This window comes from Geodermatophilus dictyosporus, assembly GCF_900115505.1.
GTDB lineage: Bacteria > Actinomycetota > Actinomycetes > Mycobacteriales > Geodermatophilaceae > Geodermatophilus > Geodermatophilus dictyosporus.
Genome location: NZ_FOWQ01000002.1, coordinates 519,875 through 534,008, shown reverse-complemented (window position 1 = coordinate 534,008; position 14,134 = coordinate 519,875). Strand labels below are relative to the sequence as shown.

The following is a 14,134-nucleotide window of genomic DNA, read 5'->3' as shown; positions in this document are numbered from 1 at the left end:
CCGGAGAGACATGCCTCCCAGGGCTCGCGCCGCGGCTGGTGCCAAGAAGGTCCGCCGCAAGGAGAAGAAGAACGTCGCCCACGGCGCCGCGCACATCAAGAGCACGTTCAACAACACGATCGTGTCGATCACCGACCCGACCGGGAACGTCATCAGCTGGGCCTCCGCCGGCCACGTCGGCTTCAAGGGCTCGCGCAAGTCCACGCCGTTCGCCGCCCAGATGGCCGCCGAGAACGCCGCGCGCAAGGCCCAGGAGCACGGCATGCGCAAGGTCGACGTCTTCGTGAAGGGCCCGGGCTCGGGCCGCGAGACCGCGATCCGGTCGCTGCAGGCCACCGGCCTCGAGGTCGGCCAGATCCAGGACGTGACCCCGCAGCCGCACAACGGCTGCCGCCCGAAGAAGCGCCGCCGGGTCTGACCGGCCACTGACGAGAAGAACGAGGAGTACCTGACGTGGCCCGTTACGCCGGAGCCGACTGCCGCATGTGCCGGCGCGAGAAGATGAAGCTGTTCCTCAAGGGCAGCAAGTGCGAGTCCCCGAAGTGCCCGATCGAGATCCGGCCCTACCCGCCGGGCGAGCACGGCCGGGGCCGCAGCAAGGACAGCGAGTACCTCCTCCAGCTGCGCGAGAAGCAGAAGGCCCGCCGCATCTACGGCGTCCTCGAGAAGCAGTTCCGCGGCTACTACGAGGAGGCCAACCGCAAGACCGGCAAGACCGGTGAGGTCCTGCTGCAGATCCTCGAGTCCCGCCTGGACAACGTCGTGTACCGGGCCGGCTGGGGCGAGAGCCGCGACATGGCCCGCCAGCTGGTCAAGCACGGCCACATCCGGGTCAACGGCCGCAAGGTCGACATCCCGTCCTACCGGGTGAGCGCGAACGACATCGTCGAGGTCGCGGAGAAGTCGCGGCGCATGGTGCCCTTCGAGATCGCCCAGGCGCGCGCCGGCGAGCGGCCCGTGCCGCCGTGGCTGGAGGTCATCAGCGGCCAGCTGCGCGCCGTCGTCCACAGCGTCCCGGCCCGTCAGGTGATCGACACCCCGGTCCAGGAGCAGCTGATCGTCGAGCTCTACTCCAAGTAGGGGCTCGCAGCACCACTGCACCACCCGGCCCCGGCGGGCGGACGGATGTCCGCCGGGGCCTGCACCACCCCCTCACGGCGTCATATGGCGGTCGCCGGAGGAACCCAAGGAGAACACCCATGCTCATCGCACAGCGCCCCACGCTGACCGAGGAGACGATCTCCGAGCAGCGCTCGCGGTTCGTCGTCGAGCCGCTGGAGCCCGGCTTCGGCTACACCCTCGGCAACTCCCTGCGCCGCACGCTCCTGTCCTCGATCCCCGGTGCTGCCGTGACCAGCATCCGCATCGAGGGGACCCTGCACGAGTTCACCACCGTGCCCGGGGTCAAGGAGGACGTCACCGAGATCATCCTCAACCTCAAGGGCCTGGTCGTCAGCTCCGACTCCGACGAGCCGGTGACCATGTACCTGCGCAAGCAGGGCCCCGGTGAGGTCACCGCCGCCGACATCGCGCCGCCGGCCGGTGTCGAGGTGCACAACCCCGACCTGCACATCGCCACCCTCAACGGCAAGGGCCGTCTCGAGGTCGAGCTGGTCGTCGAGCGGGGCCGCGGCTACGTGCCGGCGCCGCAGAACAAGCAGCCCGGGCAGGAGATCGGCCGGATCCCGGTCGACTCGATCTACTCGCCGGTCCTCAAGGTCACGTACGCCGTCGAGGCCACCCGCGTCGAGCAGCGCACCGACTTCGACCGCCTGGTCGTCGACGTCGAGACCAAGCCCTCGATCGCCCCCCGCGACGCCATCGCCTCCGCCGGCTCGACGCTCGTCGAGCTGTTCGGCCTGCTGCGCGAGCTCAACGTCGACGCCGAGGGCATCGAGGTCGGCCCGAGCCCGGCCGAGGCCGCCGACATCGCGAACTTCTCGATGCCGATCGAGGACATGGACCTCACCGTCCGGTCCTACAACTGCCTCAAGCGCGAGGGCGTGCACACCGTCGGCGAGCTGGTCACCCGCTCGGAAGCCGACCTGCTCGACATCCGCAACTTCGGGGCCAAGTCGATCGACGAGGTCAAGATGAAGCTGGCGGCCATGGGCCTGGCGCTCAAGGACAGCCCGCCCGGGTTCATCCCCACCTCGGTCGAGAGCTACGACGAGGGCTACGAGACCGACGCCTACCACGGCACCGGTGAGTACGGCGCCGAGTACGGGCAGGTCCAGTACGACGACGGCTCCTACCAGGAGACCGAGCAGCTCTGACGCTGCGCCGGCCGGGCGGTGGGGGAACCCGCCGTCCGGCCGGGCCGCCGGGCACCGCACACTGGCACCGCCCGGCACCCCGAGCACAGACGACAGCACCACCCGGAGAGCAGCCGGCACACGCCCGCCCGGCCGCCTGAGGAAGGACCGACATGCCCACCCCCACCAAGGGCCCCCGCCTCGGCGGGTCCGCCTCGCACGAGCGGCTGATGCTGGCGAACCTGGCCACCTCGCTGTTCGAGCACGGGCGCATCACCACCACCGAGGCGAAGGCCAAGCGGCTGCGCCCGTTCGCCGAGAAGCTGGTGACCTTCGCCAAGCGCGGTGACCTGCACGCCCGCCGCCAGGTCATGACGGTCATCCGGGACAAGGACGTCGTCCACCACCTGTTCGCCGAGATCGGCCCGCGCTTCGAGAACCGGCCCGGCGGCTACACCCGCATCACCAAGGTCGGCCCGCGCAAGGGCGACAACGCCCCCATGGCCGTCATCGAGCTCGTCGAGGCCCTGACCGTGGCCCAGGAGGCCGTCGGCGAGGCCGAGCGCGCCCGCGGCACCCGCTTCGCCGCCGGTGCCGGTGCGGCCGCTGCCTCCGGCGAGGTCACGGCCGACGCCGTCGAGGCCGCCGCCACCGACGAGGCGCCGACCAGCGACACCGCCGACACCGAGACCGCGGTCGCCGACGAGGTGGACGCCACGGAGGCCGCCGAGGCCGCCGCCGAGCCCGCCGAGGCCACGACCGCCGACGCCACGACCGCCGAGGCCACGACCGACGCGGACGACGCCGAGGGCACCGGCGGCGCCCGGTGACCGAGGGCCGGCCGGGCGAGGGCGGCAACGCCGGCGCCTCCGGGGTGCGCCCCGGCGGCGGCGACCAGGGCGCGACGTTCGAGGGCGAGACCACCGGGCCGGGCGGCGACACCTCGCCCGCCGTCGTCGGTGGCGACGTCGACCCCGAGGCGCAGCAGGTCGTCACCGACCTGTTCAACCCCGACGGGGACCGCCAGGACGACGGCGCCGTGACCCCGGAGCCGAAGGCGGAGAACCTGGCCGTGGTCGACGACCCGACCCTCCCGCCGGACGTGGCCGCGGCCGCGGCCGCGGAGATCGAGGCCGCCGAGATCGGCGACGCGGCGACCGCGGGCACCCACGCCCCGGGCGGCGAGTCCGCGCCCGACCCGAAGTGAGCGGTCGCTGACCGACACGCACCTGCACGACGAGCCCGCCACCGGTCCCGGTGGCGGGCTCGTCCGTTGCCGGCTGTCGGTCGCCTACGACGGCACCGCGTTCTCCGGATGGGCCCGCCAGCCCACCCGGCGCACCGTGCAGGGCGAGCTCGAGGCGGCGCTGGCCACGGTGCTGCGCTGCCCGGTCGACCTGACCGTCGCCGGCCGCACCGACGCCGGCGTGCACGCCACCGGGCAGGTCGCGCACGCCGACGTCCCCCGGGCCGCGTGGGAGGAGCAGCGCGAGCGGCTGGTCCGGCGGCTGCGCGGCGTCCTGCCGGCCGACGTCGCCGTGTCCGCGGTCGCGGAGGCGCCGCCCGGCTTCGACGCCCGCTTCGGCGCGCTGGCCCGCCACTACGCCTACCGGCTCACCGACGCCGACTCCGGGCCCCCGCCGCTGCGCCGGGCCGACACCGTCGGCTGGCCCCGCCGGGTCGACGCCGCGGCCATGGACCACGCGGCGGGGCTGATGCCCGGGGAGCACGACTTCGCCGCCTTCTGCCGGCGCCGGGAGGGCGCGACCACGGTGCGCACGCTGCTCGCGCTGGCCGTGGCCCGGGAGGGCGACCTGGTGACCGTGAGCGCGTCGGCCGACGCCTTCTGCCACTCGATGGTCCGCAGCCTCGTCGGGGCGCTCCTCGCGGTCGGCGAGGGCCGGCGGGCCCCCGGCTGGCCGGCCGGCCTGCTGACCCGCCGCGAACGGGCGGGGGACGTCCTCGTCGCCCCGCCCGGCGGGCTGACCCTCGTGCGGGTCGACTACCCGCCCGACGCCGACCTCGCCGCCCGCGCGCAGGTCACCCGCGCGCGCCGCCCCTGATCAGGGCAGGGCGGCGACGGCGTCGGCGATCGGGGTCTCCCCGCTCACCAGCTCGACGACCTCGTCGGTCTTCCCGGCGTCGAGGAGGGCCAGCAGCACCGCGGCGACGTCGTCCCGGGGCACCTCGCCGTACTCGACGCCGTGCGCCAGGGTGACCCGCCCGGTGCCCGGGTCGTCGGTGAGCCGCCCCGGTCGCACGATCACGGTGTCGAGGCCCGGCCGCGGCAGGATCACGTCCTCGGCGCGCAGCTTGGCCTGCAGGTAGACGGCGAACACCGGGTCCATGCCCTGCGGCGTCCCCTGGCGGGCCTGCTCGACGCCCATCGAGGACACCAGCAGGTAGGGGCGGACACCCGCGCGCTCGGCCGCGTCGGCGAGCAGCACGGCCGCGCCGTGGTCGACGGTGTGCTTGCGGGCCTCGCCGCTGCCGGGCCCGGCGCCGGCGGCGAACACCACCGCGTCGGACCCGCGGACGGCGTCGGCGACCTCGTCCACCGAGGCGGACTCCAGGTCGAGGACGACGGGGGAGACGCCGTCGGCCTCGAGGTCGGCGGCGTGGTCGGGGTTGCGGACGAGGCCGAGGACGGTGTCCCCCCGGGCGGCCAGCAGGCGTCCGAGGCGGCGGGCGACCTGTCCGTGGGCTCCGGCGATGGCGACGCGCATGGCGGCTGCCCTACCCGCGGCCCGGTGGGGTCACCCCCGGTCGCGGTCCCGGGCCGCGGCGCGCGCCCGCTCGAGGTCGGCGGGGGTGTCGCAGTCGGTCCACGGCGCGGGCCGGCCGGGTGCGCGCGCGGGGTGGTGGCGGGTGACGGCCAGGCGGGCGAGCACCCGGCGCACCGGCACCGGCCCGGCAGTGCCGGCGAGCGCGGCGCGCAGCGGAGCGGTCCGCCAGACGCCGAGCAGGTACTGGTCGCGGCCGGCGTCGTCGACGACGAGGACGCCGTCGCCGGTGAGCCGTTCGCGCAGGTCGCGCACGAGGGACGCGGTCAGGAAGGGCAGGTCGCCGGCCAGCACCGCCACCACGTCGGCGTCGACGGCGGAGAGCCCGGCACGCATCGCGGCCACCGGCCCACCCCCGGGTGGCTGCTCGCGCACGACGCGGACGCCCCCGGGCACCGGCTGCGGCGGGCCGACGACGACGCGCGGGTCGGCGTCGGCGACGGCGGCCAGGACGGCGGCCAGCATCGTCCGCCCGCCCACCTCCAACTGGGGCTTGGCCCGCCCGCCCAGCCGCGCGGCGCGGCCGCCGGCGAGCACCACGGCCGCGTAGGGCGGGGGCTCCGGCGCGATCACGCCCCGACCGTAGGGGCCGGGCCTGGGTACCGTCGCCCCTCGTGGGACGAGTCACCAGCCGCACCCCGGTCCTGCGCATCCGGGGTCCCGTGCACACCACCCGACCCGACACGGTCGCCGCCGAGGAGCCGCTGGAGATCCGCCTGGCCGGCTCGCCCCTGGCGGTCACCATGCGCACGCCGGGGGCCGACTTCGACCTGGTACACGGCTTCCTGGCCACCGAGGGCGTCATCGCCGGCATCGAGGACGTCGCCGGGCTGCGCTACTGCAACTCCGTCGACGACGAGGGCCGCAACACCTACAACGTCGTCGACGTCGACCTCGCGCCCGGCGTGGAGCCGCCCGACACCGCGCTGGACCGCAACTTCCTCACCTCGAGCTCGTGCGGGGTGTGCGGCAAGGCGAGCATCGACGCGATCCGCACGCGCAGCCGGCACGACGTCGCCGCCGACCCCACCCGGCTGGAGCTGGCCACCCTGCTGGCGCTGCCCGACCGGCTGCGGGCCGCCCAGCAGGTGTTCGAGAAGACCGGCGGGCTGCACGCGGCCGGGCTGTTCACCGCCGACGGCGAGCTGGTGGCGCTGCGCGAGGACGTCGGCCGGCACAACGCGGTGGACAAGGTGGTCGGCGACGCGGTGCGCGAGGGCCGGCTGCCGCTGACCGGGCACGTGCTGATGGTCAGCGGCCGGGCGAGCTTCGAGCTCACCCAGAAGGCGGCGATGGCCGGCATCCCGGTGCTGGCCGCGGTGTCGGCGCCGTCGTCGCTGGCGGTGGAGCTGGCCGCCGACGTCGGCATCACGCTGGTCGGCTTCCTCCGCGGGGACGGCTGCAACGTCTACGCCCGCTCCGACCGCATCGTCCTGCCCGACCAGGTGCAGTGACCGGGTAGGTCGTCGAGGCGGCTGACCGGTGGTTGGTGCCGGACCACGGCGGCTGCGCTGCACCGGGCGCAGCGCGAACGCGCCGTCGACCGCGACGCAGGTCGCCGGCGGGGACCGGCTGGACGACCTGCTCGACCACCTGGACCCGCACCACCCGGCCGGTGGGAGGCGGCGCCTGGCGGGGGACACCGCCGTGGGCGTCGACCGTGAGCCGGCCCCGGCCCGGGCACCTCGGTCCCGCGGTCGGGCCACCAGGCGGTCACCAGCCGGTGGTGGAGGAGCAGGCCGAGGTCCGCGTGGTCCGGGGCCGGCAGGGGAGTCCTGCCAGACGAGCGACCGGCTGACCCGGTCGCCCTCGCCGGGCGGCGGGTGGCAGCACTCGACCTCCCAGCCGGCGAGGAGACCTCGACGTCGGGTGCCTCGCTCAGTGGTCGCCGCCGCGCAGCTGCGAGACCACGTGGGGGAGCAGCGGGCCGAGGACGGCGAGCCCGTCCCTCACGCCGCCGGTCGAGCCGGGCAGGTTCACGACCAGCGTGCGTCCGGCCGTGCCGGCGATCCCGCGCGAGAGCACGGACGTGGGCACCTCCGGCTGGCCGTGGCGGCGCACCGCCTCGGCCAGACCCGGGGCCTCGCGCTCGACCACCGCGCGGGTGGCCTCGGGCGTGACGTCGGTCGGGGACAGGCCGGTGCCGCCGGTGGTGAGGACGACGTCGGCGCCCGACGCGACCGCCTCGCGGATCACCGCGGCCAGCGCCTCGACGTCGTCCGGGCGCACGTGCGGCCCCTCGACCGCGAAGCCGAGCTCCCGCAGCCCCTCGGCCAGGGCCTGCCCGCTGCGGTCGGGGTAGACCCCGGCCGAGGCGCGGTTGGACGCGGTGACGACGACGGCCCGCGCACCCTCCGGCAGGCTCACCGCCGCCACTCCCCGCTCTTGCCGCCGGACTTGGCCAGCAGCCGGACGTCGGTGACCGACGCCCGCGGGTCCACGGCCTTGACCATGTCGATCACCGTCAGGCCGGCGACGGCGACGGAGGTCAGGGCCTCCATCTCCACCCCGGTGCGGTCGGCGGTGCGGGCGGTGGCGACGATCTCCACGGCGTCGTCGGCCACCGTCACGTCGACGGTGACGCCGTGCAGCGCGATGGGGTGGCACAGCGGCACGAGGTCCGGCGTCCGCTTGGCCCCGGCGATGCCGGCGATCCGGGCGACGGCGACGGCGTCGCCCTTGGGCACGCCCTGACCGCGCAGCAGCGCGACCACCTCCGGGCTGACCAGCACCCGCCCGGCGGCGGTCGCCTCCCGGGCGGTGACGGGCTTGGCGGACACGTCGACCATCCGGGCGGCCCCGGACTCGTCGACGTGCGTCAGGCGGTCGGTCACTGCAGCGCTCCCTCGATCAGGACGACGTCGACCGCGGCGCCCGCGGGCAGCTCGGTGACGTCCTCGGGCACGACGACCAGGCAGTTGGCCCGGGCCAGGTGGGCGACCAGGTGCGAGCCCGGCCCGCCGACCTGGGACACCTGCCCCGCGTCGTAGCGGCCGCGCAGGAACTGGCGCCGGCCGGCGGGGGAGCGCAGCGGCGCGGTCAGGGTGGCCGGCGCGCGCAGCCGGTCGGGCGCCGCGTGGCCGAGGGCGCGCCGCAGCGCCGGGCGCACGAACACCTCGAACGACACGAACGAGCTCACCGGGTTGCCCGGCAGGGTGACCACCGGGACGCCGTCCACCGTGCCCGCCCCCTGCGGCCCGCCCGGCTGCATGGCGACCTTGCCGAACTCGACGGTGCCCAGCGTCCGGAACGCGTCCTTGACCACCTCGTAGGCGCCGGCGCTCACCCCGCCGCTGGTGACCAGCAAGTCGGCCCCGGCCAGCGCGGCGCGCACGGTGCCGAGGAACTGGTCGACGTCGTCGGGCACGAAGTGCAGCCGCCGGGCGGTGCCGCCGGCGTCCTCGACCGCGGCGCACAGCAGCAGCGAGTTGGACTCGTAGACCTGCCCGGGCAGCAGCGGCTCCCCGGGTTCGACCAGCTCGCTGCCGGTGGAGAGCACCAGCACCCGCGGGCGGCGGCGCACCCACAGCGTGCGGACGCCGACCGCCGCGGCCAGCCCGAGCTGCGCGGCGCCCAGCGGGCTCCCGGCGGTCAGCGCGACGGTGCCCGCGGTGATGTCCTCCCCGGCGTGGCGCAGGTGGGTGCCCGCGGCGGGCGCGTCGCGGATCTCGACGACGTCGGTGGCGGCGTCGGTGAGCTCCACCGGGACGACGACGTCGGCGCCCGGCGGCAGCAGCGCGCCGGTCATGATCCGCTGCACGGTGCCCGGGGCGAGCGGGACGACGTCGGTGCGGCCGGCGGGGACGTCGTCGGCGACGGGCAGCCGCACCGGCAGCCCGGTCAGCTCGGCCGAGCGGGCGGCGTAGCCGTCCATCGCGGAGTTGTCGAAGCCCGGCAGCGGCACGGTCGCGGACACGTCGCGCGCCAGGACGCGGCCGTGCGCGGCGGCCAGGGGCACCTCCTCCTCGCCGAGCGGTGCGAGCAGGGCGGCCACCGCCGCCTGGTGTTCCTCGACCGTGCGCACCCGGTCATCCTGGCGGATGGGCCGGCGTCCGGCTGGCGGGTGTCCGGGACCCCGGGCGGGCAGGCCGCGTGCGGACGCCGGAGCGGCATAGGAAGCTCTCCCCACGCCCGCGCGCCTCAGCCGTGCGGGAACTCCCCCTGCCGCCACACGAGAGGAGCCGCACGTGGCCGAGTACGAGCGGATGCTGGCCGCCAACGAGGAGTGGGCCCGGGACTTCGCCGGTCAGCTGCCGGTCGCGCCGAAGCGGAAGGTCGCCGTCGTCGCCTGCATGGACTCGCGCATGCCGCTGTTCCCGCTGCTCGGCCTGGAGGTGGGTGACGCGCACGTCATCCGCAACGCGGGCGGGGTCGTCACTGACGACACCATCCGGTCGCTGACCATCTCCCAGCACCTGCTCGGCACCCGCGAGGTCGTGCTGGTGCACCACACCGACTGCGGCCTGCAGAAGACCGACGACGCCTCCTTCGCCGACCTCGTCGAGCAGGCCACCGGCGTCCGGCCCCCGTGGCCGGCGCGCGCCTTCACCGACGTCGACGAGGACGTCCGCGAGTCGATCCGGCTGCTGCAGGAGAGCCCCTTCCTGCTCTCGAAGGACGTCTGCGGCACCGTCTACGACGTCTCGACGGGGCGCCTGCGCCGGGTCGACTGAGACCGCACCCCGAGGCGTGACCGGCACGGACCGCTGAGCGGGACGCCGTCGACGGCCGGGCCGCGTCGGCCCTGCGGACCGACTGGTATCGTCGTCGGCTGGTGCGCGGCCGCCGGCTGGTGCGCGCGTGCCGTCCCCGTCTCCCGTGCTCGGTGAGGCGATCCCACCAGCCGCCCCGACGACGACGGAGACACGAGCGCCGTGCGCACGTACACACCCAAGCCCGGCGAGGTCACCCGCGCCTGGCACGTCATCGACGCCACCGACGTGGTGCTCGGTCGACTCGCCAGCCAGGTCGCGACCCTGCTGCGCGGCAAGCACAAGCCCCAGTTCGCCCCGCACGTCGACGTCGGCGACTTCGTCGTCGTCGTGAACGCGAACAAGATCGCGCTGACCGGCTCCAAGCGCGACCAGAAGACCGCCTACCGCCACTCCGGCTACCCGGGCGGCCTGCGCGCCATCAACGTCGGCGACCAGCTGCGCACCCACCCCGACCGCGTCGTCGAGCGCGCGGTGAAGGGCATGCTGCCGCACAACAGCCTGGGCCGGCAGATGGTCAAGAAGCTGAAGGTGTACGCGGGTCCGGAGCACCCGCACTCCGCCCAGCAGCCCCAGACCTTCGAGATCAAGCAGGTGGCCCAGTGACCTCCGCCCTGACCGTGACCGACGCCGAGGGGCGTCCCGTCCAGACCGTCGGCCGGCGCAAGGAGGCCGTCGTCCGCGTGCGGCTCGTGCCGGGCACCGGCCAGTTCCGCCTCAACGGCCGCACCCTCGAGCAGTACTTCCCGAACAAGGTGCACCAGCAGCTCATCCGCGAGCCGTTCGTCACCCTCGAGAAGACCGAGCAGTACGACGTCATCGGCCTGCTCAAGGGCGGCGGCGTCACCGGCCAGGCCGGCGCGCTGCGCCTGGCCATCGCCCGCGCCCTCATCGAGGTCGAGGCCGAGGACCGTCCCGCGCTGAAGAAGGCCGGCTTCCTCACCCGTGACGCGCGGGTCAAGGAGCGCAAGAAGTACGGCCTGAAGAAGGCCCGCAAGGCGCCGCAGTACTCGAAGCGCTGACCGGTCCGCCCGTGGGTCGCCTCTTCGGGACCGACGGCGTCCGGGGTCGGGCCAACGCCGACCTCACGCCGGAGTTGGCCCTCTCGGTGGCCCGGGCGGCCGCCGGCGTGCTCGCCGACCGCGACGGGACCTCACGTCCCGTCGCGGTCGTCGGCCGTGACCCCCGCGCCAGCGGGGAGATGCTGGAGGCCGCCGTGGTGGCCGGCCTGGCCAGCGCGGGCGCGGAGGTGCTGCGCGTGGGGGTGCTGCCCACCCCCGCCGTCGCCTTCCTCACCGCCTCCACCGGCGCGGACCTCGGCGTGATGATCTCGGCGAGCCACAACCCGATGCCCGACAACGGCATCAAGCTGTTCAGCCGCGGCGGGCACAAGCTGCCCGACGCCGTCGAGGCCGCCATCGAGCGGACCGTGCTCGCCGGGGACGGCCCCGGCCACCGCCCGACCGGGGCGGACGTCGGCCGGGTCCGCGACCTGCCCGGCGGCGCCGGCGACTACGCCGCCCACCTGCTGTCGACGCTCCCCGCGCCCGTCGAGGGGCTGCGCCTGGTCGTCGACTGCGCGCACGGCTCGGCCGCGACCTGCGCGCCGGACGTCTACCGCCGTGCCGGCGCCGCGGTCACCGTGATCGGTGGCGAGCCCGACGGCTGGAACACCAACGACGGCGTGGGCTCCACCCACCTGGGCCCGCTCACCGAGGCCGTCCGCGAGACCGGGGCCGACCTCGGCATCGCGCACGACGGCGACGCCGACCGCTGCCTGGCGGTCACCGCCGACGGCCAGGTCGTCGACGGCGACGCGATCCTCGCCGTCTGCGCCCTCGGCCTCAAGGAGCGCGGCGCGCTCACCCAGGACACCGTCGTCGCCACGGTGATGAGCAACCTGGGCTTCCACCACACGATGCGCGACGCCGGCATCGCGGTGCACACCACCGCCGTCGGCGACCGCTACGTGCTCGAGGCGCTGCGCGCCCGGGGGCTGAGCCTCGGCGGGGAGCAGAGCGGCCACCTGGTCTTCCTCGACCACGCCACCACCGGCGACGGCCTGCTGACCGGCCTGGCCCTGCTCTCGCGCATGGCGGTCACCGGCGCCTCGCTGGCCGAGCTCGCCTCCGTGGTGCAGCGGCTGCCGCAGACGCTGGTCAACGTGCCCGTCCGCGACCGCATCGCCGTCGTCGAGAGCGAGGAGGTCGCCGGTGCGGTCAACGCCGCCGAGACCGAGCTCGGCGACGACGGCCGGGTGCTGCTGCGCCCGTCGGGCACCGAGCAGCTGGTCCGCGTGATGGTCGAGGCCCCCACGCAGGAACAGGCCGACGGGATCGCCCGGCGCCTGGCCGAGGTCGTCTCCGCCGTCGGGTAGCCCGCGGGGCCCGGCCGCGTGGGACGCGTGGGGCGCCCCGGCCGTGTCGCACCGGCGGAGGACGGATCGGTCCGCCACCGCCGGTACCCTCGGTCCACATGTGCGGCATCGTGGGTTACGTCGGCCCGCAGAACGCCCTGGACGTCGTCCTGGAGGGTCTGCGCCGGCTGGAGTACCGGGGCTACGACTCCGCGGGCGTGGCCGTCCGGGTCGGCGGGTCCGGCGGCGGGCAGCTGGCCTCGGCCAAGAAGGCCGGGAAGCTGGCCAACCTCGAGAAGGTGCTCGCCGACCAGCCGTTGCCCGAGTCGACCATCGGCATCGGGCACACCCGCTGGGCCACCCACGGCGGGCCCACCGACCGCAACGCCCACCCGCACCTGTCGGCCGACGGCCGGGTGGCCGTGATCCACAACGGGATCATCGAGAACTTCGCCGCGCTGCGCGCCGAGTGCGAGGCCGCCGGCGTGGAGTTCCGCTCCGACACCGACACCGAGGTCGTCGCCCACCTGCTGGCCGCCGTCTACCCGGAGCTGCCCGAGGGCCCGGGCCGCCTCGCCGAGGCCCTGCGTGCGGTGTCCCGCCGGCTCGAGGGCGCCTTCACCCTGGTCGCCGCACACGCCGACGAGCCCGACACCCTCGTCGCCTCCCGCCGCAACAGTCCGCTGGTGGTCGGCGTCGGCGACGGCGAGTACTTCCTCGGCTCCGACGTCGCCGCGTTCATCGCGCACACCCGCGAGGCCCGCGAGCTCGGCCAGGACCAGGTCGTCGAGATCGACCGCACGCGCGGGCTGACCGTCACCGACTTCGACGGCGCGCCGGCCGAGCCGGTCGCCTACACGGTCGACTGGGACGCCGCGGCCGCCGAGAAGGGCGGTCACGACTGGTTCATGCTCAAGGAGATCGCCGAGCAGCCGCAGGCGGTCGCCGACACCCTGCTCGGCCGGCTGGGCGACGAGGGCGACCTGGTCCTCGACGAGATGCGCCTGTCCGACCAGGAGCTGCGCGACATCGACAAGGTCTTCGTCGTCTCCTGCGGCACCTCCTACCACGCCGGGCTGATCGCGAAGTACGCCATCGAGCACTGGACCCGCATCCCGGTCGAGGTCGAGGTGGCCAGCGAGTTCCGCTACCGCGACCCGGTGCTCGACCGCTCGACGCTGGTCGTCGTCATCAGTCAGTCGGGCGAGACGATGGACACCCTGATGGCGCTGCGGCACGCCAAGGACCAGAAGGCCCGCGTGCTGGCGATCTGCAACGTCAACGGCTCGACGATCCCGCGCGAGTCAGACGCCGTGCTCTACACCCACGCCGGTCCGGAGATCGCCGTCGCCTCCACCAAGAGCTTCCTGGCACAGATCGTCGCCTGCTACCTCGTCGGCCTGATCCTCGCCCAGGTGCGCGGCATCAAGTACGCCGACGAGGTCGCCGTGATCGTGCGCGAGCTGCAGAAGCTGCCCGAGGCCGTGTCGCAGGTGCTCGGCCAGATGGAGCCGGTGCGCGAGCTCGGCCGCTCCATGGCCGACGCCGGCACGATCCTCTTCCTCGGCCGCCACGTGGGCTTCCCGGTGGCGCTGGAGGGCGCGCTGAAGCTCAAGGAGCTCGCCTACATCCACGCCGAGGGCTTCGCCGCCGGCGAGCTCAAGCACGGCCCCATCGCGGTCATCGACGAGGGCACCCCGGTGGTCGTCATCGTCCCCTCGCCGCGCGGGCGCAGCCTGCTGCACGGCAAGGTCGTCTCCAACATCCAGGAGGTCCGGGCGCGCGGTGCGCGGACCATCGTGATCGCCGAGGAGGGTGACGAGGACGTCGTCCCCTACGCCGACCACCTGATCCGGGTGCCGCGCACGCCCACCCTGCTGGCGCCGGTGGTGACGACCGTCCCGCTGCAGGTGCTGGCCTGCGAGATCGCCGCCACCCGCGGCTACGACGTCGACCAGCCGCGCAACCTGGCCAAGAGCGTCACCGTCGAGTAGGGGACCCCGCTGCCCCTGCACGGGGCCGTTCGCG

General features: G+C 75.0%; 17 protein-coding genes. 12 read left to right on the top strand and 5 right to left on the bottom strand.

From position 1 onward, the window contains the following. Positions 1-10: 10 nt before the first annotated feature. From rpsK to truA, 6 genes are all read left to right on the top strand, one after another. Positions 11-418 carry a 30S ribosomal protein S11 gene (gene rpsK, locus BMZ33_RS06110; RefSeq protein WP_012950456.1) on the top strand — a complete coding sequence of 136 codons (408 nt, stop codon included), beginning with the start codon at positions 11-13 and terminating at the stop codon, positions 416-418. A 35-nt stretch (positions 419-453) separates the two neighbouring features. Continuing rightward, positions 454-1,080: a 30S ribosomal protein S4 gene (rpsD, locus tag BMZ33_RS06105; RefSeq protein ID WP_091108653.1), complete on the top strand. Its 627-nt coding sequence runs from the start codon at positions 454-456 to the stop codon at positions 1,078-1,080. Between the two features lie 119 nt (positions 1,081-1,199). Further along, entirely contained in the window at positions 1,200-2,276 is a 1,077-nt protein-coding gene (locus BMZ33_RS06100) for a DNA-directed RNA polymerase subunit alpha (protein WP_091108652.1), read from the top strand. 152 nt (positions 2,277-2,428) lie between these two features. After that, complete coding sequence (rplQ, locus tag BMZ33_RS24650; protein ID WP_091108651.1) at positions 2,429-3,085, top strand: 50S ribosomal protein L17; 657 nt, start codon at positions 2,429-2,431, stop codon at positions 3,083-3,085. Beyond that, positions 3,082-3,462 (top strand): hypothetical protein, encoded by a 381-nt coding sequence (locus BMZ33_RS06090; RefSeq protein WP_091108650.1) that lies wholly within the window; start codon positions 3,082-3,084, stop codon positions 3,460-3,462. Before rplQ ends, BMZ33_RS06090 begins: the two co-directional genes overlap by 4 nt. Positions 3,463-3,469: 7 nt before the next feature. Continuing rightward, positions 3,470-4,318: a tRNA pseudouridine(38-40) synthase TruA gene (truA, locus tag BMZ33_RS06085; protein ID WP_169064010.1), complete on the top strand. Its 849-nt coding sequence runs from the start codon at positions 3,470-3,472 to the stop codon at positions 4,316-4,318. Here the strand turns inward: truA and BMZ33_RS06080 are convergent, their stop codons facing one another. Together BMZ33_RS06080 and mobA are read right to left on the bottom strand one after the other, a co-directional pair. Further along, positions 4,319-4,981 (bottom strand): NAD(P)H-binding protein, encoded by a 663-nt coding sequence (locus BMZ33_RS06080; RefSeq protein WP_091108648.1) that lies wholly within the window; start codon positions 4,979-4,981, stop codon positions 4,319-4,321. 30 nt (positions 4,982-5,011) lie between these two features. Then, positions 5,012-5,611 carry a molybdenum cofactor guanylyltransferase gene (mobA, locus tag BMZ33_RS06075; RefSeq protein WP_169063952.1) on the bottom strand — a complete coding sequence of 200 codons (600 nt, stop codon included), beginning with the start codon at positions 5,609-5,611 and terminating at the stop codon, positions 5,012-5,014. Between the two features lie 41 nt (positions 5,612-5,652). On the opposite strand from mobA, the gene fdhD reads away from it, so the two are divergent. Continuing rightward, positions 5,653-6,492 (top strand): formate dehydrogenase accessory sulfurtransferase FdhD, encoded by an 840-nt coding sequence (gene fdhD, locus BMZ33_RS06070; protein ID WP_091108647.1) that lies wholly within the window; start codon positions 5,653-5,655, stop codon positions 6,490-6,492. Positions 6,493-6,916: 424 nt separating this feature from the next. Here the strand turns inward: fdhD and BMZ33_RS06065 are convergent, their stop codons facing one another. Genes BMZ33_RS06065 through moeA form a run of 3 tightly spaced genes read right to left on the bottom strand, consistent with a single transcriptional unit; the run spans position 6,917 to position 9,062 of the window. After that, the gene (locus BMZ33_RS06065) at positions 6,917-7,405 is read right to left on the bottom strand and encodes a MogA/MoaB family molybdenum cofactor biosynthesis protein (RefSeq protein WP_091108646.1); all 489 of its coding nucleotides are present in this window, start codon (positions 7,403-7,405) and stop codon (positions 6,917-6,919) included. Beyond that, on the bottom strand, positions 7,402-7,872 hold the full coding sequence (moaC, locus tag BMZ33_RS06060) for a cyclic pyranopterin monophosphate synthase MoaC (protein ID WP_091108645.1): 471 nt from the start codon (positions 7,870-7,872) through the stop codon (positions 7,402-7,404). The genes BMZ33_RS06065 and moaC overlap by 4 nt, the downstream gene beginning before the upstream one ends. Continuing rightward, positions 7,869-9,062, bottom strand: a complete 1,194-nt coding sequence (gene moeA / locus BMZ33_RS06055) for a molybdopterin molybdotransferase MoeA (protein ID WP_091108644.1) — start codon at positions 9,060-9,062, stop codon at positions 7,869-7,871. Before moeA ends, moaC begins: the two co-directional genes overlap by 4 nt. 163 nt (positions 9,063-9,225) lie before the next feature. Here moeA and BMZ33_RS06050 point away from each other — a divergent pair, with 163 nt between their 5' ends. From BMZ33_RS06050 to glmS, 5 genes are all read left to right on the top strand, one after another. Then, complete coding sequence (locus tag BMZ33_RS06050) at positions 9,226-9,711, top strand: beta-class carbonic anhydrase (protein ID WP_169063951.1); 486 nt, start codon at positions 9,226-9,228, stop codon at positions 9,709-9,711. Between the two features lie 201 nt (positions 9,712-9,912). Further along, complete coding sequence (rplM, locus tag BMZ33_RS06045; RefSeq protein WP_091108643.1) at positions 9,913-10,356, top strand: 50S ribosomal protein L13; 444 nt, start codon at positions 9,913-9,915, stop codon at positions 10,354-10,356. Beyond that, the gene (rpsI, locus tag BMZ33_RS06040) at positions 10,353-10,772 is read left to right on the top strand and encodes a 30S ribosomal protein S9 (protein WP_091108642.1); all 420 of its coding nucleotides are present in this window, start codon (positions 10,353-10,355) and stop codon (positions 10,770-10,772) included. Before rplM ends, rpsI begins: the two co-directional genes overlap by 4 nt. An 11-nt stretch (positions 10,773-10,783) precedes the next feature. Continuing rightward, positions 10,784-12,127 carry a phosphoglucosamine mutase gene (glmM, locus tag BMZ33_RS06035; RefSeq protein WP_091108641.1) on the top strand — a complete coding sequence of 448 codons (1,344 nt, stop codon included), beginning with the start codon at positions 10,784-10,786 and terminating at the stop codon, positions 12,125-12,127. Between the two features lie 98 nt (positions 12,128-12,225). Beyond that, on the top strand, positions 12,226-14,100 hold the full coding sequence (gene glmS / locus BMZ33_RS06030; protein ID WP_091108640.1) for a glutamine--fructose-6-phosphate transaminase (isomerizing): 1,875 nt from the start codon (positions 12,226-12,228) through the stop codon (positions 14,098-14,100). Positions 14,101-14,134 lie beyond the last annotated feature (34 nt).

Coding starts and splice junctions, on each gene's coding strand:
- BMZ33_RS06100 (WP_091108652.1), top strand. CDS start 1,200: ATGCTCATCGCACAGCGCCCCACGCTGACCGAGGAGACGATCTCCGAG.
- BMZ33_RS06080 (WP_091108648.1), bottom strand. CDS start 4,981: ATGCGCGTCGCCATCGCCGGAGCCCACGGACAGGTCGCCCGCCGCCTC.
- rplQ (WP_091108651.1), top strand. CDS start 2,429: ATGCCCACCCCCACCAAGGGCCCCCGCCTCGGCGGGTCCGCCTCGCAC.
- rpsK (WP_012950456.1), top strand. CDS start 11: ATGCCTCCCAGGGCTCGCGCCGCGGCTGGTGCCAAGAAGGTCCGCCGC.
- glmS (WP_091108640.1), top strand. CDS start 12,226: ATGTGCGGCATCGTGGGTTACGTCGGCCCGCAGAACGCCCTGGACGTC.